Raw genomic sequence first — 21,282 nt, forward strand, 5'->3', positions numbered from 1 at the left:
AAGTGTTTTATACCCATTTACATTCCTAATGTCGCATATAATTCGTTTCTTTTTTGCCTATATTTCAAAATAAAATGAAACCGTAGCTTAGGCCATGCTTTAATTTTCTTTATCATCTAGTCAAAAAATAATTCAAATTAAGAATGCGGCATTAGAAGCATAAAGTGGTATTAAATCACAAACCTTCTACTATCTTAGCATCTTGAAATAGTCCTATTGAGTATTAAAATAGTAACATATCAAAACGATAATGCTGCCTTATGGAATGCTTTTATTAAGCAATCTGTTAATGGTACTTTTTTGTTAGAACGTGATTTTATGGATTACCACAAGGACCGTTTTCAAGATGCAAGTTTACTCATTTATAAAGATGATGTCCTTCTAGCATGTGTTCCTGGAAATACCGTTAAAGACTCATTTTATAGTCATCAAGGACTTACCTATGGTGGTGTTTTTATTAAAAATGACTTAAGCTCTGAAATGCTTCAAGAAGTCATAAAAGAGTTGATAAAATATCTTCAGAACACTTTTCATGCGATTGAGTTCAGGTGGCAACCACAGATTTATAATGTGCGGCATGATGAGGTATTAAGATTTTTTAATAACTATGGTTTTACTACAATTGATACTTTAAATAATCTTCATTTAGATTACCAGCAATCGCCTAAAATTTCTTCAAAGAAAACGGCAGGCTATCGCAATGGTAAATTTGATGAGTTGAGATTAGAGATCAATCACGATTTTGAATCCTTCTGGAATCAGGTTTTGATACCGCAATTAAATTCCAGACATGATGCAAAACCAGTACACAGCATCGCCGAAATGGAATTACTTGCCTCTAGATTTCCAGACTCCATAAAACAATACCTGATATATGAAAGTGAGCAGTTACTGGCAGGTGTTACCTTTTTTAAAAAAGGAACTATTGTAAAATCACAATATGCTGCAGCTACCGTTCCAGGTATGAAAAAAAGTGCGCTCGACTTTTTGTATCTCGAGGCTATACGAGATTTTAAAGGTCAAGGATTTAATTATATAGATTATGGACATGTTAACCATCCAGATGGTTCTGTGAATAGAGGTTTGCAACGTTTTAAAGAGGAATTAGGAGCTGTAAACCAAACGGTTTACAGGTCACAATGGACTAAAAATTAAAGATGAAGTATAGTAAACGCTCCTTACATTTTGCTTGGATTTCACTCATTATCGCATCCCTGTTTTTAATTTTATCTCAAATTTCTAGAGATTCTAGTACCCAGTGGGATGGTGTGGTTAGTTATTTAATAACCTTTCAGTATATGAGTATATTAATAGGTTTTACTATGGCTATGCTAGGCTGGAGAGAAGAAAAAACTAAAGCTCAGCGCTGGGCATTTTTTATGAATGTACTTCTATTTATGGCTTTAGCAGCTTATTTTTTAGGGACCTACATTTATAAAATGACTTAAAAAGTAAACATGCGTTCATACTTTATTATTTTTAAACACGTTTTAACCACACCATAATTTATATTTTGAAGATACCTTATTTGCCATTACGAGAACTTAATGAGCGGTTTACCGTTCAAGATGAGCAAGCTTTTAAAAGAGTTCACGCATCTGGAAGGTTTATAGGTGGTGATGAGGTACAGCTTTTTGAAAAAGAATTTGCGGGCTACTGCGGTGTTTCAAATGTGGTTTCTACAGGAAATGGTCTGGATGCGCTCACCATCATTCTCCTTGCCGAAAAGCAATTAGGAAACTTGCCAGAAAATGCAAAAATTTTGCTGCCGGCACATACTTATATTGCTACTTTTCTAAGTATTGCTCATGCTGGAATGCAACCAGTTCCGGTAGATGTTACAGAACTTTTACTGAGCGTTGAAAATCTTAAATCACAGATCGATCGAGTAGATGGAATTATAGCGGTAGATTTATATGGTAAGTTAGTAGGTGATGAGGTATACGCTTTCGCGAAAGCGCAACAAAAACCCATTTATTGTGACAGTGCACAATCTCACGGAGCCATTAATGCATCGGGTCACCGATCAGGTTGCCTGGCTAAAGCTAGCGCCTTCTCGTTTTACCCGACTAAAAATTTAGGAGCTTTAGGTGATGGTGGCGCGATAACTACAAATGATTCTGAACTGGCAAGAGTAGCCAGACAAATCGCAAACTACGGTCGTGAAAACCGATTTAAAAATCCATTAAAAGGTGTGAATAGCCGTCTAGATCCTATTCAAGCTGCTTTTTTAAGAAATAGACTTCTTATCCTTGATGCAGATAATGCTCATAGAGTAGCCATAGCACAACGTTATTTTAACGAAATGACTAATGACCACGTGCGACTTGCATCAGCTGATTTCCTAGCACATAACGCTGTACATGTTTTTCCTGTTTTTGTCCTTGATAGAGCACATTTTCAAGATTATTTAGCACAAAAAGGGATAGAAACTAATGTGCACTATCCGTTGCCACCTCACCTACAAGAAGCTTTTCAAGAACTCAATGATCTATCATTTCCACAAACAGAGTACCTTCATAAAACAGAGGTAAGTTTACCATGTCATCCATTATTAAGTGATGCTGAAATGAGCTATATCATAAATGCCATTAATTCTTATTAATGAGATCGCTTTACGATTTTTTTAAAAACAATTTATTGCTTAAAATAGCGAGCTTTAATGGAGTTTTTATAGTTCTTAAAATAGGAATAGGCGTAGTTATGTCTAAAATTATTGCAGACTATGCAGGTGCTGCTGGTATGGCTATTATGGGGAATTTGCGCAATTTTACACAAGGTGTACAGACATTTTCCATATTAGGGTTTGAACATGGACTGGTTAAGTATGCCGCTGCTTATCATAAAGATTTACCATCACTTAAATCTCGTTTTAAAACAGCATGGACTCTGGCTATAACGGCAAGTGTTCTACTCGCCTTAATCATCTTTATAGGAGCTTCATGGCTGGATAGTTACTTGATAGCGAGTGACGTGTCATTTGTAAATCTTTTTAGACTTTTTGCGATATCATTGCCTTTCTATGTGTTTTTTATCTTCATGACTTCCATCTTACAAGGATTTCAGGTTTTTAAAAAATATATCACCTTACAGATCATAGTAAGTGTGACTATTTTCTTGATGTCGGCATATTTGATATATAACTATAATCTGACAGGAGCTTTATATGGAATTGTGATGGTTCCCTTTGTGCAGTGTTTGATCGCTATATTTATTTTTAAAAATGCTGTTAAAGGTGCTGTTTCTCTTAATGAACTCATAGGTTTTAACTGGGATATTAAACTATCTCGTAAGTTGTTTTCATTCAGTATTATGGCGCTAGTGAGTGCTTTTTTATTACCTACAGTTGCTATATTGGTACGTAATGAGGTGCGTGTGCAAGTAGGAGATATAGAGGCAGGCTGGTGGGAAGGAATGGTACGTGTTTCTAGTTATTATTTGTTATTTGCAACCAGCTTGATAAGCATGTATGTGCTACCTAAACTCAGTTCAAGCGGTAGTGCAGCTCATTTTAGAGCAACAGTGTTCTACTTTTATAAAACTATTTTACCATTATTAATGATAGGACTAGTAATGGTGTTCTTAACTCGGGATTACATTATTCTATATTTATTTAATGAAGAATTTGAAGGTATGCGACCACTTTTTAAGTGGCAATTAATGGGAGATTTTATAAAAATCGTAACTACGGTTCTAGCTTTTCAATTTGTAGCACGCAATGATATTAAAAGATATCTTATAGCTGAGATCCTAAGTGTTCTATGCTTCTACATGTTCAGTATGTTGTTATTACCGCACTATGGAGTAGAAGGAATAGTTATGGCTCATTTGTGTAACTATGCCACTTATTTAGTACTCCTACTTATATTGTTAAGAAAAGAGCTATTTAATTTTTCTTCTTAGGATCTTGCTGAATAGGAAATGCAAGAAAGACAAAAAAGGAAGTAAGGAGTATTCATATTATTCTTTTTCTATAGTATGGAGATAGTTTTGATATTCTGTTTTTATGAATTCAGTACCGTACTCGTTTACAATTTCTTTATTCATCGCCCGCGCATAGCACATTTCTTGAGGCGTCATGGTACAACCTTTAGATTCAAAAGAGATGTTGTACTTACTTTTCATAAGAGCTAGAAAATCTGGAGCACTGGTCATGGGGTTTGCCATTAAACCATAGTTCACATAAATAAACTCTTTACGTGCTGCCATTACAGCAGCGTTTTCTTGTATTGCTTCACAGGTTAAGCTGTCCTGAGAAATGAGTGTTTTTACTTTATGATCTGAAACGTTTTCATTAGTCTGACCACTGGTAATCATTCCAGTAAACACAGCAATAGTACATAAAAGGTATTTCATATCTTCTTTAATAAGTTCTCTCCAATAAATGTGCCTACTTATGAGGAGTGGCTATCTTTGTAATTAAAATAAATTAATACTGGGTGATGTTGTAGGTTACGCTTTCGCGAAAGCGTAATTCACAAAATCACTATTTTTAAACCACTTCCCATGCAGCTTAATCTACGCAGACCTATTTGTTTTTTTGATCTAGAAACAACAGGAACTAATATTTCAAAAGATCGTATAGTAGAGATTTCAATTCATAAAGTACTGCCTGATGGATCTGAGAAAACATATACATATAAAGTGAATCCTACGGTTCCTATTCCTGCTGAAACTACTGCTGTACATGGTATTACTGATGAAATGGTGAAGGACGAGCCTGTATTTAAGGAACTAGCACACGAGATCCATAACCTTATTAAAGATTCAGATCTCGCTGGATTTAATTCTAATAGATTTGACATTCCTTTACTTGCTGAGGAGATGTTGCGTGCTGGAGTAGATTTTGACATGGGAAATCGCAATGCGATAGATGTTCAAAATATCTTTCATAAAATGGAGCAACGCACTCTAGTGGCTGCTTATAAATTCTATTGTAATAAAGATCTAACTGATGCGCATAGTGCTGAGGCAGATACTGTCGCTACTTATGAGGTCCTGAAAGGTCAGCTGGATAGATATCCTGAACTGGAAAATGATATGAACGCACTAGCAGAGTTTTCTACGAGACGCAAACCAATAGATTTTGCTGGAATGCTCGCTTTTAATGAAAAAGGCGAGGAGTGTTTCAACTTTGGAAAACATAAAGGTAAAAGAGTAGTTGATGTACTTGAAAAAGAACCTGGTTATTACAGCTGGATTCAAAATGCAGATTTTCCTTTGTACACTAAAAAAGTCCTTACGGCTATTAAGTTACGCGGCTTTAATAATTAACCCTTGTAGAGGTAGTTAGGTTACTTCAATATTTTACAAAACATTGGTTTGACTGAGGTTATGATCATACTGTGGTTATAAGTATAGTGTTTCTGTTGTGTTTTTTTTAATTACATTTGAATAAAACCTGACCATTGAAAACCTTATCTTTTTTAACATTACTACTACCATTCTTGTGTTTTACTCAAGAGCTACCGCCATTAAAAAATTATGAGCCTTCAGAGTATAGTGCTGGTAATCAGAACTGGATGATTTCTGAAGCTCAGGATCATTTTATTTATGTGGCAAATAATAAAGGGTTGCTGGAATTCAATGGTGCTCAATGGAGTCTTTATAAAACACCTAACGAGAGTATAATGAGATCTGTGAAGGTGGCAGGTGATCGCATTTATACGGGTTGTTACATGGATTTCGGTTACTGGAAAAAAGATGAAAGTGGTAACTTAAACTACACTTCTTTAGTTGAAACACTAAATGTTACCGTTAAAGAAGATGAGCAATTCTGGAATATTATCATAAATGAAGATTATGTGCTATTTCAATCGTTATCAAATATATACTCATACCGTATAAGTGATGGAGTGGTAACTACTCTCGTTTCTGACTCTAGAATTAATAAATTTTTTAAAGTAGGCGATCGTTATTATTACCATGTATTAGAAAAAGGACTGTTTACGATATCTAACCAAAAGTCAGAAGCCGTTAACGAATCTAAGTTTTTTAAAGAAAACACCGTGGTTTTCATGTTTGAAAAGGATTCTCATTTTTACTTTATTACTGAAGATGCTCGCATTTATAAACTGGAGAATAAGGAACAAATATTTGTTTCAAAAGTTAACCTAGATGAAGACTTAACTATTTATAGCGCCTTAATGCTGAGCGATGGATCATTACTATTAGGGACCATTTCAAACGGCTTGATTTCTATAAACATAGATGGCACGACAAATTTTGAGATGAGCCAAGGCAATGGACTCATTAATAATACTTGTCTTTTTGTGTTTGAGGATTTAAATAAAAATGTGTGGTTGGGATTAGATAATGGTATAAGTTCTATAAATATAGATTCTCCTTATCTTATTTATAATGATAAAGAAGGTTTGCTAGGAACTGTCTATGATTCTTTTTTTCATAAGGATAAACTATACCTAGGGACTAATCAAGGATTGTTCTATAGAGAAAAAGAGGACAGTGACTTTAAATTTATGGAAGGAACTCAAGGTCAAGTATGGTCTATTACAGAGTTTAATGGAGATGTTTTTTGTAACCATAACTCGGGTGTTTTTATAATTAAGAATAAAAAAGCTGAGAGAATAAAGGGAATTAAAGGCGTTTGGGATATACATCCTTTAGAAAATGAAACCTCTTTTTTAATAGCTGGTACTTATGATGGTCTTTATATGTTAAGTAAAGAAAGTGGAAAATGGCAATTAAGGAATAAGTTAACGGGTTTTGATATCAGCTCTAAAGATGTAGAGGTAGTAAACGCAAAAGAAATTTATGTAAACCATGAGTATAAAGGAGTTTTCAGGCTTTCTATTCAGCCCGACTGGACTCAAGTAGAGAGAATAGAGAAACTTGATTACTTAGGTAAAGGAATAGGTTCTGATATTAAAAGCTTTAAGGGGAAATTATTTTTTGCTAAGCAGGATTCCTTGTTTATTAAGGAGTCAGGACAAGAAAAATTTATCTTTAATGAAGAATTGAGCACTGTAGTAGAGCAAAGTATTTATACATCTGCCACTTTAATAGATAATAATGATTATTTATGGGTGTTTAATAGTGCTTATATCTCTAAGATAGGTGTAGAAGATATAGATGGATCTTATTTCATTGAAAAAATATTCTTAAGTAAAGATGTGCGAAATGAAAAAGTAGGCTACGAAAGCCTAACTCCATTAAGTGTTGGCACTTACATTATTGGGTCTTCTTATGGATATACTGTATTTAATGAAAGCAGGATTCAAGAGTCACCACATGAGGTTTTTATAAATCAAGTGAGTTCTATAAACGATGGTGCTGTTATGAACTATGACCTGGATTCAAATCTCGAAATTCCTTTTAAAGAAAATTCTTTTACCATAAGTTATTCAGTTCCTACATACAAGTCTTTAAATACGGTTGAATACCAGTTCAAGCTACTCAATGAAGGTGATGAATGGAGTACATGGGCAAAAAAAACAGCCGTAGATTTTAAAAACTTAGCATATGGTGATTACTCCTTTAGGGTTAGATCCAGAATTAATGAGACTGTTTCTTCAAATATAGATTCCTTTGATTTTTCAATAGCAAAACCGTTTTACATAAGTAATACGGCTATGGTTATCTATGGTGTTTTAATTATTCTGGTGATCATATCTTTAAATGGTTTTTACATTTGGTATTTTAAGAAACAGAAGAAAGAAGCCTTACAAAAGCAGCAAAAAGAACTAGAGCTTAAAAACCTTACTAATGAAAGGAACCTTGTTCAATTAAGAAATGCAAAATTGCGTAGCGATATTGAGCACAGAAATAAGGAACTTGCTATTTCTACTATGGCCATGATTAAGAAAAACGAAACGCTTAATGAATTGAAACAGGAGTTAGAGAACTTACCTAAATCTGCCGAGTCCAGTTCACTGAAAAAAATGTTAGATAAAAATTTAAACAGTAAGCAAGATTGGCTCACTTTTGAAGAGGCTTTTAATAATGCAGATAAAGACTTTTTCAAAAAAATAAAAGAAGTACATCCATCACTTACATCTGGTGATTTGAGACTTTGTGTTTATTTAAGGCTCAACCTGTCTTCTAAAGAAATTGCTCCCTTACTTAATATTTCACCTAGAAGTGTGGAGATAAAGCGATATCGTTTGCGTAAAAAGCTAGGTTTATCTAGAGAAGATAGTTTAACAAGCTATATTGTTGAGATATAATACGCTTATAATTTAGTTTTTAAACTTAACATTATTACATCATTTGTTAATTTTATATGATCTATCTTACTTTTTATAAAAATTAAGTCATTGTTAATAAGGGTTTTATTTTTTTACCTCTTCGTTTTTCTTTGTTAAATTGATATTTTTAAGCGCTGTATAATTTTTGTAGGGTTTGTTTTTTTTGAAATCTTCATAAAACAAATCTACTTTTATCCAATAAATATACGTGCTATATTAATTATTTAGAATTAACCACGAAAACGATTTTTTAAACCAGTAATAACAATTTTATGAGGAGTATTTATTTAAGTGTTACACTCTGTCTTTTTGGATTATTTGCATTTGCGCAAAATCAGAAAGTAGAGCTTTCTAGTGATGTGAACGGTCACACTCTAATAGTTGATGGAAAGCCATTTATTATTAATGGAATGAATTGGGATTATTTTCCCATTGGTACAAATTATAACTACAGTCTCTGGAAGCAGTCTGATGATGTTATTAAAGCTGCCCTTGATGCAGAAATGGGTTTACTTAAAAATATGGGAGTAAATTCTATAAGACAATATACTGGTGTGCCTCCTAAGTGGATTACCTATATATATGATAATTACGGAATTTACACGATGTTAAACCATTCCTTTGGGCGTTATGGTTTAACGGTAAATGGTTCTTGGGTTGCTAATACTGAATATGGTGACGCTGCAACAAGAAAACTTTTACTCAAGGAAGCAACCGATATGGTAGCAGAGTATAAGGATACTCGTGGTATCTTAATGTTCCTTTTAGGGAATGAAAATAATTATGGGTTATTCTGGGGTGGTGCTGAAACTGAGGATATCCCAGTTAAGGATCGCAAATCCACTAAAAGAGCACGATCCATGTATAAAGTTTTTAACGAGGCCGTGGTTAAAATGAAAAAAGTAGATAGCTCTCACCCGATAGCTATTTGTAATGGGGATTTACTCTTTATAGACATCATTGCCGAAGAGTGTAAAGACATTGACATATTTGGAACCAATATGTATCGAGGAGAAACTTTTACAGATGCTTTTGCTGTCGTAAAAGAGAAATTAAATAAGCCTTTAATGTTCACAGAATTTGGTGCCGATGCTTTTAATGCTATTGAGAATCAAGAAGATCAAAAGTCTCAAGCTTATTACATGGTGAATAACTGGAAAGATATTTATAAAAATGCCGCTGGTATGGGGTTAGCTGGAAACTCCATAGGAGGTTTTACCTTTCAGTTTAGTGATGGCTGGTGGAAATTTGGTCAAACTAAGAATCTAGATGTTCATGATAGTAATGCATCTTGGTCTAATGGTGGTTACAAAAGTGACTTACTGCCTGGTCAGAATAATATGAATGAGGAATGGTTTGGTATTTGTGCAAAAGGAAAAACAAATTCTCGTGGACTATATACGCTTTATCCTAGAGCTGCCTATTATGCGCTTAAAGATGTTCATAATTTAAACCCTTATGGATCAGGTATAGATGCTGCTTTTGTTGATAATTTCTTTAACGGAATTAACTTAATGGAATATGTACTTAAAGCAAGAGGTGATAAAGCCGCTGCTGGAACTGGTGGTGACGGAGAGATGTTGCGTATAAGTAGGTTAAGCGCACAGTTTACCTCATTTAATACCGGTGGAACCTTAATTACTACACCAGAAAATCAGGATCCTACGTCTAATGCCACTCCTAATCAGTTAGGTTTTGACCACATGCAATCTTATTTTGTTGGAATAGAAGGGAAACCTGCTGCAAATATGAGAGCCAAAGTAGATGTCAATATAACGGGTAATGTAGCGCAAAATCCAATAGATGAAATTTTTTATGAAAATAGAACAAGACCTGTTATCGTTGAAGGAGCTGATGGAGAAGATGTCACTTTAGTTGATAATAATCGTTTACAAGTTTATCAAGCAGAGTTTGAATGGAACGCAAAGGAATTTGACCTGAGAGGTTTTTACAGAACAGGTCATTATCATTGGGCTTATGAAGGTGACTTCTTTAACCTGTATCCTGAAGCTAATTACGGTCCTAACCTAGATATTTATGGAGGAGAAATTTTAGGAGCAGAGATAGACGGGAAAGGAATGTTTGAAGGCTTAAAAGCTGCAATAGGTCCTCAACTCTGGTGGGGCGCAAATCCTACTATGCTATTTAAGTATAGAAAACAAATAGGTCAATGGGATGTTGCTGGTATTTATCATCGTGATTTTGATCGTAATATTGAGTTTGATCCTATTACTGGTGCCCGTGTTATTGATCCTGTTCAGGCACGTAGTGGTATTATTCCACCTTGGGCTACAGAACGCGCTACAATTGCTGTGCAACGACAGTTTGGTAAAGTAGGTGTTATGGTAGGAGGAATTTGGGCTGGAAGTCCGTTAAATGGTTTGTCTTATCAAGATTTTACTGGTGAATCAGGTAATTATACGGTTTATGAGGATCGTATCAACTCAAACGATAATTGGGGTGGAAAAGTAAAGGTGACTTATGAAGGCGGTCGTTTTAATATGTACGGGCAAGCATCTGTAATGGGGCTAGTGGCAAACGGTGGAGCAGATCAAACGCAAACCTTTACTGGATGGAGATTGAAAGATAGTGGTAGTGGTAATATGACTAATGTACTTTCTGGTTTTACTTACACTATGGGAGACATTCAAATTGCACCTAACTTTATGTGGCAAAAACCTCTAGTAGATGCAATGCCTAACGATATAGACGGACCTGGTAGATTACGTAACGTTATAGATGATCCATTTGCAGTTAGAAATGGAAACCGTGAGATGACTGCAGGTGAATTATTACTTACTTATGACCCTACTCCAGGTACCTGGATGTATGAATGGGATAATGATAGAGCCGAAGATGCAAAATTTGCTATGAATCTAGGTTTTGTTTACCGTCATTTACCTACTAATATGGATGCACACATAGGTTTTCTTGCAGATCGTACATTCTTTGCTTTCCCGACAGCAGCTCCTGCAGAGGACTTATGGGAAGTTAATTCAAGAATGGTATCTAAATTAAATCCTGACTTAGGTCTTATTGCAAATATGTATTACGGTAATGGACAGGCTAATGGTGACTCTGAAAGAACTATTACTAGATATGGTGGAGACCTTAGAGCCATTTACAAGAATTTCAAATTAGAAACTCATGCGAGATTTAACGATTGGGGTCCTTTTGATTACCATAGAGATTTCAACTTGACATTCCCATATCAATTCATGCTAGATATATCTACTAGTCTAGGTAAACCAGACTGGTTTATTTTACCTAGCACGCGTATAGGGTTACGAGGAACTTTCAGAGGTTTAAATGAAAACTCTCCGCGATTTGCTCCGGCAGCAATACCAGCAGGTACATTTCCAGCAATTAATCCGGGAAGTGCGGTAGGATTCCCTGATGGTTCAGAATGGGAAATAAGAACTTATGTTCATATAAATATTGGGAACTAAAAAATAATAGGCATGAATTATAGAGCTAAATTAAAAGACAACTTCATATATCTATTAGCAGCCATGATGCTTATGGTAGGTTGTGAAAGAGAATTATCAGACGATTCTGTTTTAGCTACTAATCCTAAAAAGGGAGAGGTTTTTACAGACAACTTTGTAAGTATGGGAAGTGATTTTTATTTCCCTTTCCTAGGAGCAAAGCCAGACGTTTTTTCTGTAGACAATGAGGAAGGATACGAAAGTGATGCTTCTATCCGTATAGATGTTCCTAATGCAAATGATCCTACAGGTGGATTTGCAGGTGCCATTTTTAGATCTGATGCTGGTCCTAGAGATTTAAGCGGTTTTGATGCATTAACTTTTTGGGCAAAGGCATCTCAAGGTGTCACTATAGGAGAATTCGGCTTTGGTGTGGATTTTGAAGGAGATGTTCATAGAGTAGCGCTAACTAACACCAGCTTAAGTACTAACTGGCAAAAAATTACTATTCCCATTCCAGATGCTTCTAAATTGACTCAAGAAAGAGGAATGTTTTGGTTCTCAGCTGGGTCTCAAGGAACTGGTGGAAATGCATATACTTTTTGGGTAGATGAAGTGCAATTTGAAAAATTAGGAACGGTAAGATTAGAGAATCCTTTCATTTTTGATGGTCAGGATGTTTCATTAAATGTTTTTGTAGATCAAGAAATAGGAACTGAAAATCTGGGAGCAATTTTTAACCTAGAAAATGGACAGAATTTATCTGTAAGTGCTGCGCCATCTTACTTTGAATTTATATCTAGTGATAGTAATGTGAATAGTGACTTCATGTTCAACGATCAAGATCAACTTGTCACTACCGTAGATAATACAGGGACATCTGTAGTTACTGCGCAACTAGCAAATCAATTAGCCCTAGGCTCATTAACTTTAAATGCGACAGGTTCTTTTGATAACGCAACAGACCCTACAACTCCTGCAGCAAATGTTACTTCTGTTTACAGTGATACTTATACTAGTGTAACCGGATTTGATCCTGGAATATTTGCTGGAAGTAATATTGGAAATATTTCTGTGCAAAACTTTGGTGGTAACGAGCATTTAAGTTATCAATCTGTTGATTTTGTGGGATTAGGATGGGATAACACTATTGATGTATCCAGTAAGACCACGATGCATATAGATATCCAGCTTAAAAGTGCAGCTGGTTCAAATGTAGTTATAGAATTAATCGACTTTGGACCAGATGATACCGATAATGGATTTGGTGGATCAGATGGAACAGCTGGAGGATTTAATGCTTCAAATTTATTAGTTCAGGATGATTGGATCAGCCTAGATATTCCTTTAAGCTCTTTTACCTTACCTACTGGTGGTGGTGGATCAGGATCACCTAATCTTTCTAACCTAGGTTTTGTCGTTTTTGTTTCTAATAACGGCGCTTCTTTTCTAGTAGATAATATCTATTTCTACAATTAATCAATAAAGTAAATAAAGATGAAAATTAAATCTCAAAATATAGTAAGTAAAGGCTTCATATTTATAGGTGCTATTGCACTTTTAAATAGCTGTGAAGTTGATACAACGCAAACAGTAACCACATTTGATAACCTAGTCATGTCAGATGAATTTAACGTGGATGGTGCGCCAGACAGTAATTTATGGACCTATGACATAGGTGATGGAACTAACGAAGGTTTACCTGCAGGTTGGGGAAATAATGAACTACAGTATTATACAGACAGACCAGAAAATGTAACTGTTGAAAATGGTTATTTACTGATTACAGCACAAGAAGAAAGTTTTGAAGGATCTTCCTATACATCAGCTAGAATAAAGACTGAAGGATTGTTTGAGCAAGCCTACGGTCGTTTTGAAGCTCGTATTAAAGTTCCTTATGGGCAAGGTTACTGGCCAGCATTCTGGTTGTTAGGTAATGATTGTGATACTAATACCTGGCCAGCATGTGGCGAGATTGATATTATGGAATACGTAGGCGATGAACCTACTAGAGTTTTTGGATCTGCACATGGTCCCGGATTCAGTGGTGGAGAATCGATTTCAAAGGATTTTGTTCTTGAAAATGCCAGATTTGATACAGAGTTTCATGTTTTTGGGATAGAATGGTCACCAGATTATATCAACTACTATGTAGATGATGTGCTATACCAGCAAATTACTAGAGAAACTATCGCAGAACAAACTGATGGACAAGGAGAATGGGTTTTTGACGGTCCATTTTATATCATTCTTAATGTGGCAATAGGTGGTGACCTGCCAGGATCACCTAATAGTGAAACAGTTTTCCCTCAAACCATGCTTGTAGATTACGTTAGGGTATACCAAGAGTAACATACAGTTTGTTCAATTATATAAATAATCAAAAATGAAAATAGTAAATTATATCATAAAAAGCCTATTAGTTCTCACGGTTATCACAGCAGTTTATTCTTGTGAAAGCGAGGAAGTTGTGGAGAAAATACCAGCATTAAATGCTGAGTTTACCCAAACGATAGATCAGGCAAGTGCTCAAGTCTCTTTCATAAACTTATCCACAAATGCGGTATCTTATGAATGGGATTTTGGCGATGGAACTACATCTACCTTAATAAATCCAGTGAAAACCTATGATCTAGGTGGTACTTACTCAGTAGAATTAACCGTTAGGAATGGTGATGAATCAGACACATTTCAGGATGATATTGTAATAGAAGAGATCTTTAATGGTGGATTAATCGTTAATGGTGATTTTGAAAATGGAGCTGCACCATGGATTCAAGGTGTGGATGATAGCAATCCAGCACCTGTTGTTACTGATAGTGGTAATACCTATTATCAGGTGAATGTTACAAATCCTGATTCTACACAGCCGTACTTAATTAACATGAGCCAAAAGTTAGAAATCACAAATGGTACGACTTATGTCCTAACTTTTGATGCATGGTCTGATGTGAATAGAACACTTATTGCTGGAATAGGTTTAAGTGGTCCTCCTTTTGATAACGATGTAGATACCGTAAATCTTACGACTACTCTACAGACCTTTCAACTCACTTTAACTGCAGGAGGATTTGGTGCGCCAGATGCTCGTGTACTATTTGACTCAAATGGTGACGCTGGTCAGGTAAATATTGATAATGTTTCTTTAGTAGTTCAATAATTAGGGACTGTTTTAAAGTTTCTTATCATCTGTTATTACGCTTTCGCGAAAGCGTAATATTATAGATTTTTTAATCCTTTTATTAAATAATTAAAGATTTCAATCACTTGATTTGTAGTCAGATGGTTTAATTCTTACTTAAAAAACCAAAAAATGAATTTTAAAAAAAGTGTATTGTTAATCCTATCGTTTTCTATTTTATTAAGTTGTGAACGAGACTTATCAGATGATGCTGTTCTAGCAAGTTTTCCAAAAACAGGTGATGTTTATACAGATACTTTTGTTAATATGGGAAGCGATTTTTACTTACCATTTGAAGGTTCTAAGCTTACAGCTTTTTCCATAGATAATGAAGAAGGCTATTTAAGTGACTCTTCCATCCGCATAGATGTTCCTAATGAAGTAGATCCTACAGGTAATTATGCAGGTGCTATTTTTAGAGTAGATGGCGTGCCTAGAGACTTAACAGGTTTTAACGCACTTACCTTTTGGGTAAAAGCTTCTCGTGGTGTGAGTATAGATGCCGTTGGTTTTGGTAATGATTTTTTAGGAGATACGTATCAAGTTACCGCAAATGACGTAAATGCAGACACAAGCTGGTCTCAAGTAACTATTCCTATACCTGACTCGTCTAAATTAATTCAAGAACGTGGTATGTTCTGGTACTCCATGGGTACTCAAAATACCGCAGGATCTGGTTATACCGTGTGGTTTGATGAAATAAAATTTGAAAATTTAGGAACTATAGGACAGCCTAGACCTGCGATATCAAATGGAGAAGACGTTGTAACTAATTCTTTTACAGGTGTAGAACTTCAAGTTAATGGTTTAATTGAAACATTTAATTTAGGTTCAGGTCTTGATCAAGTGGTAACAGTAGCACCTAGTTATTATGATTTTACCGCTTCTAATCCTAGTGTTACCGCTGTAGATAGTTTTGGTAATATTGCTGTCACATCTGCTGGTACTTCTGTGATAACAGCAACTTTAGCAGACAGGAACGCTGCTGGATCATTAACGGTTAACTCACAAGGAGTTTTTCAATTACCACCAGCACCTACAAGAGACCCAAGTAGAGTAGTTTCTATTTTTAGCGACGTTTATAATGATATTCCCGTTGATTTTTTTAATGGATATTGGCAGCCTTTTCAAACTACTTTATCTGCAGATTTTAGTGTAAACTCTGATCAAATACTGGGCTATAGTAATTTTAATTTTGTTGGGAATCAATTTTCTAGTCCTACTATAGATGCGACTGTTTACCCTAATTTGCATATAGATATGTTCATACCTGCTCAAATTGAACCAGATTTAGATTTCTTAATAACCATAAAGGATTTTGGAGCAGATCAAGTTGATGGTGGTGGAGATGATACGATACAGCAAGTGTTTTTCTTTGCGTCAGATTTCACGGCAAATACTTGGGCATCATTTGATATACCAGTAACCATGGCAAATAGAAATAATATAGGGCAGATTATTTATGAAAACATTAATAATCCTACTACGTCATCCATAGAAAGCTTTTATCTAGATAATATCTACTTCTATAATTAATGATTAGCGTCTTTAATTTTAGTTAAGAATTATTTCCTTTCTAAGAGCATCTATAAGATGAACGGCCCGTGGCACTTTGATGATTAAAAAAAAAATACTAAGAATAATATAATTAGAGAGTAACAACTACATGATGAATAACCCAATTTATATAGGCGATAGTGTATCTAAACATTCTACTAGCGATGTAAAAGGACAGCTCGTAGATTTCCAAAACGAAAAATATTATAAAATAAGTAATCACGACGCGATGCGCCCATTTTTTATGAGCATAGTAAGTGATTCTAATCACTGGATGTTTGTGTCCAGTAATGGTGGTTTAAGCGCTGGTCGTAAAAACAGTGATAATGCCTTATTCCCTTATTACACAGATGATAAGATCACAGAATCTGCAGATGTTACTGGTAGTAAAACCATCATTAAAATCCAGCAAGATGATCGCGAGGTGTTATGGGAACCATTTTCTGATCGATGCACAGGAATTTATAAAGTAACACGTAATCTCTACAAGAATGTTTATGGTAATAAATTAGTTTTTGAAGAGATCAATCACGATTTAAACCTAACCTTCAGATATTCTTGGAATTCAAGTGATTTATATGGATTTGTAAAAAAATCTGAGTTGCTCAATCATAACGATAGTGCCGTGAAACTTACAGTACTTGATGGTTTGCAAAATGTGCTTCCAGCAACCGTTGGAGAAGATTTGCAAAAAGCATCTAGTAATCTTGTAGATGCCTACAAGCGCACAGAACTTAAACCAGAATCAGGAATAGGAATCATAGCCCTTAGTGCTGTAATCGTAGATAAGGCAGAACCTAGTGAAGCTTTAAAGGCTAATATTGTTTGGTCCTTAGGCGTAGAAAATCCTAAATATTTGCTTTCCAGTACTCAGTTAAATAGTTTTAGAAAAGGAAATCCTATTACCGGTGAAACAGATGTAAAAGCAGAAAAAGGAGCATATTTTACCATTTCAGAAATTAAATTAAATGCTGGTTCTACAAAGGACTGGTATTTCATGGCAGACGTTAATAAAAATATCGTCTCTATTAATGACCTTTCTAGACAAATTGAAACTGACGCTAACCTTATTGAAAAAATAAAAGAAGATATAGCCTTAGGTTCTCAAAAACTTAACAAGCTCATAGCTGCATCTGACGGGTTACAGTTAACCGCAGATCCTTTAACTAATAACAGACATTTTGCAAACACCATGTTTAACGTGATGCGTGGTGGAATTTTTGATAATAATTATGTAATAGAAAAACAGGATTTCTTAACCTATTTAAAAGCCGCAAATGTTACCGTTTATGATACTCATAAAGCAGCGATAAGAACCTTAGAGGATACCTTCAATCACAGAGACTTACAACTACTAGCACAATCTGGATCAGACTCAGACTTTAAAAGATTAGTCATTGAGTATCTACCTTTAAAGTTTAGTAGGAGACATGGTGACCCTAGCCGTCCATGGAATAAGTTTTCTATTAATACTCGTAGTGAGGTAGATGGTTCTAAAATCCTAGATTATGAAGGAAACTGGCGCGACATTTTCCAGAACTGGGAAGCACTAGCACATTCTTATCCAGAGTTTGTAGATGGAATGATCCATAAGTTTTTAAATGCCACAACCTTTGATGGTTATAATCCATATAGAGTTACAAAAGGCGGTTTTGACTGGGAAGTTATAGAAGAAGATGATCCATGGTCTTACATAGGTTACTGGGGTGATCACCAAATTATTTATTTGTTGAAATTCTTAGAGTTCATAGAAAACTATTATCCTGGTAAACTAGACGATTTCTTAAATGAAGACCTATTTGTTTATGCAAATGTGCCTTATAAAATTAAGGAATATGCAGCCATTTTAAACAATCCTAAAGACACTATAGACTTTGACTACCGTTTACAAGAAGTTATAGAAGAACGTAGAGAAGCACTAGGAGCAGATGGAGCTTTACTGAAAAATGCCACAGGTGATATTTACCGAGTTAATTTAGTTGAGAAATTGCTCGCCACCGTACTTGCTAAGGTTTCTAACTTCATTCCTGAGGCTGGAATATGGTTAAACACACAGCGTCCAGAATGGAATGATGCAAATAATGCACTAGTAGGGAATGGAGTTTCCATGGTAACGCTTTACTATTTAAGACGTTTCCTAAAATACTTCCATGGTTTTATTAAAGAAGCAGATTTTGAAAACACCACTGTTTCTCAAGAACTAGAAACTTTTTATACCGCAGTGAGTGCTACATTAAAGGATCATCAAGCAGTACTCGATGGTTCTATGAATGATACACATCGTAGAACCATTCTAGATGGATTATCACAGCCTGCAAGTGATTATAGAGCAGGTATTTATGATCATAACTTTTCTGGTAAAAAAGCAGCAGTTTCTAAGAGCAGTTTAGTTGAATTTATAGAAGTAACCTTAAAATACCTGGATCACAGTATAGATGCAAATAAGCGAGAAGATGGTATGTACCATGCTTATAATTTAATGACTGTAGAGGATAGTGGAGATGTGAGTATTTCTTATTTATCTGAAATGCTAGAAGGTCAAGTGGCTGTTTTAAGCTCTGGTTATTTAAGCTCTGAACAAGCCCTAGAAGTTATGGATGGATTAAAGTCTAGCGCTTTATTTAGAGAAGATCAGTACAGTTATATTCTCTATCCTAATAAAGATCTACCAGGTTTTGAAGAAAAAAATATCATTCCGCAGGAGCTGGTTGCAAAATCAGAACTGTTACAACGATTGATTAAAGATGGTAATCCACAAGTTATCGTTCAATCACACACTGGTAGTTATCATTTTAATGCCAGCTTTAATAATGTAAATAGCCTTAAAAAAGCCCTTACTGAGCTATCTCAATCTACTTATGGAACATTGATTGCTCAAGAGCAAAGACAGTTAGAAAAAACTTTTGAAATTGTATTTAATCACAAGGCTTTTACAGGTCGATCTGGAACCTTCTTTGGTTATGAAGGATTAGGCTCTATCTACTGGCACATGGTCTCTAAGCTGCTTCTTGCCGTGCAAGAATGTGCTTTAAAAGCGGTTAATGAAGGTGCAAGTCCAGTCATAGTTGGTAAAATGCTGGATCATTATTATGAGATTCAAGCAGGAATAGGCGCTCATAAATCTCCAGAGTTATATGGAGCCGTTCCTACAGATCCATATTCACACACTCCAGCTACTAAAGGTGCGCAACAACCAGGAATGACCGGACAGGTTAAGGAAGATATATTGAGCCGTTTTGGTGAATTAGGAATAGTAGTTAAAAATGGTGTACTCAGTTTTAAACCCAGCTTATTAAGAGAACAAGAGTTCCTTAAGGAAGCAAGAGAATTTGATTATATAAATATAAATCAAGAGAAACAATCCCTTAAGGTAGCTGCTGGATCTTTAGCGTTTACTTATTGTCAGGTACCAGTCGTTTATTCCCATAGCGATAAGGAATCAATAACGGTTTCTTTCCATGATGGTAGCGATATTTCTTTTAATAATTTAGAGCTGGATCATCAAACGAGTCAGTTATTATTTGCACGTGCAGGAAAAATAAAATTAATAGAAGTTCATTTAAAGAAATCATAAATACAGGTGTTTAGATATCCGCTTTCGCGAAAGCGGATACTCTAACTACTTAAAAATAGAACCAGTCATGAAGGCCATAACCACATCTTTACTTACCCTTTTAATTCTTTTTACAGCTTGTAAAGGTGCTACAGAGCCCGATGAAATAGTGACAGAACCCAAAATGAAGACAGCCAAAGAAATTTTATCCAATCCAGACTATTTAGCCATTTCTTATGGCGGTTATCGTGGTAAAAATAGAGATGAGCAACCTGCAGTTGCCCAACTCAAAGATGATATGAGAATATTATCTGCCATGGGTATTAAGATACTGCGCACTTATAATGTGCAGTTACCTCAAGCCTCAAATATCGCAAAGGCCATTGAAGAGCTTAAAAAAGAAGATCCTCAATTTGAAATGTACATGATGCTAGGAGCATGGATCGACTGTAAAAACGCATGGACAGGATTAGAGCCAGATCATAATGTAGAGAGCGAGGCAAATGCAGGAGAAATAGAGCGTGCGGTGGCACTTGCAAACCAGTATCCTGAGATTATAAAAATAATTGCAGTAGGTAACGAGGCGATGGTAAAATGGGCAGCAAGTTATTATGTGCAACCTGGAGTCATCCTTAAATGGGTGAATCATCTTCAGGATCTAAAGAAAATGGGTAAACTACCATCAGATCTATGGATCACGAGTTCAGATAATTTTGCCTCATGGGGCGGCGGCGATTACATTTATCATACACCAGATTTAACAGAGCTATTTAAAGCAGTAGATTATGTTTCCATTCATACATACCCTATGCATGATACGCATTATAATCCTGTTTTTTGGGGTACGCTGAATTATGAAAAAAGCTTAACAGACGTAGAGAAAATGGATACGGCTATGTATAAATCACTGGATTATGCTAAGTCGCAATACCGCAGCGTGGTAGACTATATGAAAGTTATAGGAGTAGATAAGCCAGTACATATAGGAGAAACGGGATGGGCTACGGTTTCTAATGGACACTATGGACCAGATGGCTCTAGAGCTACAGACGAGTATAAGTCTGCAAAATTTTATCAGTTAATGAGAGAATGGACCAGGAGTGAAGGAATTGCTTGTTTTTACTTTGAGGCCTTTGATGAACAGTGGAAAGATGCTAAAAACCCTAAGGGTTCTGAAAATCATTTTGGATTATTTACCCTTAAAGGAAAAGCAAAATATGCACTATGGGATCTCGTAGATCAAGGTAAGTTTAAAGGCCTTTCCAGAGATGGTAAGAAGATCACAAAAACCTATGATGGCAGCAAGAAAAAACTAATGAAAGATGTTCACTTGCCTCCATTAAAATAAATTGAAGT

General features: G+C 35.3%; 14 protein-coding genes. 13 read left to right on the forward strand and 1 reads right to left on the reverse strand.

Going from position 1 to position 21,282, the window contains the following annotated elements; translation table 11 throughout:
• The first annotated feature begins 216 nt into the window (after positions 1-216).
• The 4 genes from ACTF48_RS06060 to ACTF48_RS06075 all read left to right on the forward strand — a co-directional run bounded on the left by ACTF48_RS06060 (position 217) and on the right by ACTF48_RS06075 (position 3,903).
• On the forward strand, positions 217-1,155 hold the full coding sequence (locus ACTF48_RS06060; RefSeq protein ID WP_438962252.1) for a hypothetical protein: 939 nt from the start codon (positions 217-219) through the stop codon (positions 1,153-1,155).
• A 2-nt stretch (positions 1,156-1,157) separates the two neighbouring features.
• Positions 1,158-1,448 carry a hypothetical protein gene (locus ACTF48_RS06065; protein ID WP_438962253.1) on the forward strand — a complete coding sequence of 97 codons (291 nt, stop codon included), beginning with the start codon at positions 1,158-1,160 and terminating at the stop codon, positions 1,446-1,448.
• Positions 1,449-1,513: 65 nt separating this feature from the next.
• Positions 1,514-2,605 carry a DegT/DnrJ/EryC1/StrS family aminotransferase gene (locus ACTF48_RS06070; protein WP_438962254.1) on the forward strand — a complete coding sequence of 364 codons (1,092 nt, stop codon included), beginning with the start codon at positions 1,514-1,516 and terminating at the stop codon, positions 2,603-2,605.
• The gene (locus tag ACTF48_RS06075; RefSeq protein WP_438962255.1) at positions 2,605-3,903 is read left to right on the forward strand and encodes an O-antigen translocase; all 1,299 of its coding nucleotides are present in this window, start codon (positions 2,605-2,607) and stop codon (positions 3,901-3,903) included. The genes ACTF48_RS06070 and ACTF48_RS06075 overlap by 1 nt, the downstream gene beginning before the upstream one ends.
• A gap of 57 nt (positions 3,904-3,960) precedes the next feature.
• Here the strand turns inward: ACTF48_RS06075 and ACTF48_RS06080 are convergent, their stop codons facing one another.
• Positions 3,961-4,356, reverse strand: a complete 396-nt coding sequence (locus ACTF48_RS06080) for a hypothetical protein (RefSeq protein ID WP_438962256.1) — start codon at positions 4,354-4,356, stop codon at positions 3,961-3,963.
• Between the two features lie 150 nt (positions 4,357-4,506).
• On the opposite strand from ACTF48_RS06080, the gene ACTF48_RS06085 reads away from it, so the two are divergent.
• The 9 genes from ACTF48_RS06085 (at position 4,507) to ACTF48_RS06125 (ending at position 21,274) form a co-directional block, all read left to right on the forward strand.
• The gene (locus ACTF48_RS06085) at positions 4,507-5,274 is read left to right on the forward strand and encodes an exonuclease domain-containing protein (RefSeq protein WP_438962257.1); all 768 of its coding nucleotides are present in this window, start codon (positions 4,507-4,509) and stop codon (positions 5,272-5,274) included.
• Between the two features lie 134 nt (positions 5,275-5,408).
• Positions 5,409-8,186 (forward strand): LuxR family transcriptional regulator, encoded by a 2,778-nt coding sequence (locus ACTF48_RS06090; protein WP_438962258.1) that lies wholly within the window; start codon positions 5,409-5,411, stop codon positions 8,184-8,186.
• Positions 8,187-8,479: 293 nt separating this feature from the next.
• Positions 8,480-11,656, forward strand: a complete 3,177-nt coding sequence (locus ACTF48_RS06095) for a glycoside hydrolase family 2 TIM barrel-domain containing protein (protein ID WP_438962259.1) — start codon at positions 8,480-8,482, stop codon at positions 11,654-11,656.
• A 12-nt stretch (positions 11,657-11,668) separates the two neighbouring features.
• Complete coding sequence (locus ACTF48_RS06100) at positions 11,669-13,114, forward strand: hypothetical protein (RefSeq protein WP_438962260.1); 1,446 nt, start codon at positions 11,669-11,671, stop codon at positions 13,112-13,114.
• 18 nt (positions 13,115-13,132) lie between these two features.
• Positions 13,133-13,987, forward strand: a complete 855-nt coding sequence (locus ACTF48_RS06105; RefSeq protein ID WP_438962261.1) for a glycoside hydrolase family 16 protein — start codon at positions 13,133-13,135, stop codon at positions 13,985-13,987.
• 34 nt (positions 13,988-14,021) lie between these two features.
• Complete coding sequence (locus ACTF48_RS06110) at positions 14,022-14,795, forward strand: PKD domain-containing protein (RefSeq protein ID WP_438962262.1); 774 nt, start codon at positions 14,022-14,024, stop codon at positions 14,793-14,795.
• Between the two features lie 153 nt (positions 14,796-14,948).
• Positions 14,949-16,352 carry an Ig-like domain-containing protein gene (locus tag ACTF48_RS06115; protein ID WP_438962263.1) on the forward strand — a complete coding sequence of 468 codons (1,404 nt, stop codon included), beginning with the start codon at positions 14,949-14,951 and terminating at the stop codon, positions 16,350-16,352.
• 130 nt (positions 16,353-16,482) lie between these two features.
• Positions 16,483-19,947: a hypothetical protein gene (locus ACTF48_RS06120; protein ID WP_438962264.1), complete on the forward strand. Its 3,465-nt coding sequence runs from the start codon at positions 16,483-16,485 to the stop codon at positions 19,945-19,947.
• A gap of 67 nt (positions 19,948-20,014) precedes the next feature.
• On the forward strand, positions 20,015-21,274 hold the full coding sequence (locus ACTF48_RS06125) for a glycosyl hydrolase family 17 protein (protein ID WP_438962265.1): 1,260 nt from the start codon (positions 20,015-20,017) through the stop codon (positions 21,272-21,274).
• Positions 21,275-21,282: the final 8 nt, after the last annotated feature.

It is taken from the genome of Nonlabens sp. (genome assembly GCF_965660805.1).
Taxonomy (GTDB): domain Bacteria; phylum Bacteroidota; class Bacteroidia; order Flavobacteriales; family Flavobacteriaceae; genus Nonlabens.

Excerpts from the sequence above, each read along its gene's own strand:
- ACTF48_RS06075 (WP_438962255.1), top strand. The coding sequence starts at position 2,605 with ATGAGATCGCTTTACGATTTTTTTAAAAACAATTTATTGCTTAAAATA.
- ACTF48_RS06105 (WP_438962261.1), top strand. The coding sequence starts at position 13,133 with ATGAAAATTAAATCTCAAAATATAGTAAGTAAAGGCTTCATATTTATA.
- ACTF48_RS06080 (WP_438962256.1), bottom strand. The coding sequence starts at position 4,356 with ATGAAATACCTTTTATGTACTATTGCTGTGTTTACTGGAATGATTACC.
- ACTF48_RS06120 (WP_438962264.1), top strand. The coding sequence starts at position 16,483 with ATGATGAATAACCCAATTTATATAGGCGATAGTGTATCTAAACATTCT.
- ACTF48_RS06115 (WP_438962263.1), top strand. The coding sequence starts at position 14,949 with ATGAATTTTAAAAAAAGTGTATTGTTAATCCTATCGTTTTCTATTTTA.
- ACTF48_RS06100 (WP_438962260.1), top strand. The coding sequence starts at position 11,669 with ATGAATTATAGAGCTAAATTAAAAGACAACTTCATATATCTATTAGCA.
- ACTF48_RS06085 (WP_438962257.1), top strand. The coding sequence starts at position 4,507 with ATGCAGCTTAATCTACGCAGACCTATTTGTTTTTTTGATCTAGAAACA.
- ACTF48_RS06095 (WP_438962259.1), top strand. The coding sequence starts at position 8,480 with ATGAGGAGTATTTATTTAAGTGTTACACTCTGTCTTTTTGGATTATTT.
- ACTF48_RS06125 (WP_438962265.1), top strand. The coding sequence starts at position 20,015 with ATGAAGGCCATAACCACATCTTTACTTACCCTTTTAATTCTTTTTACA.
- ACTF48_RS06110 (WP_438962262.1), top strand. The coding sequence starts at position 14,022 with ATGAAAATAGTAAATTATATCATAAAAAGCCTATTAGTTCTCACGGTT.
- ACTF48_RS06065 (WP_438962253.1), top strand. The coding sequence starts at position 1,158 with ATGAAGTATAGTAAACGCTCCTTACATTTTGCTTGGATTTCACTCATT.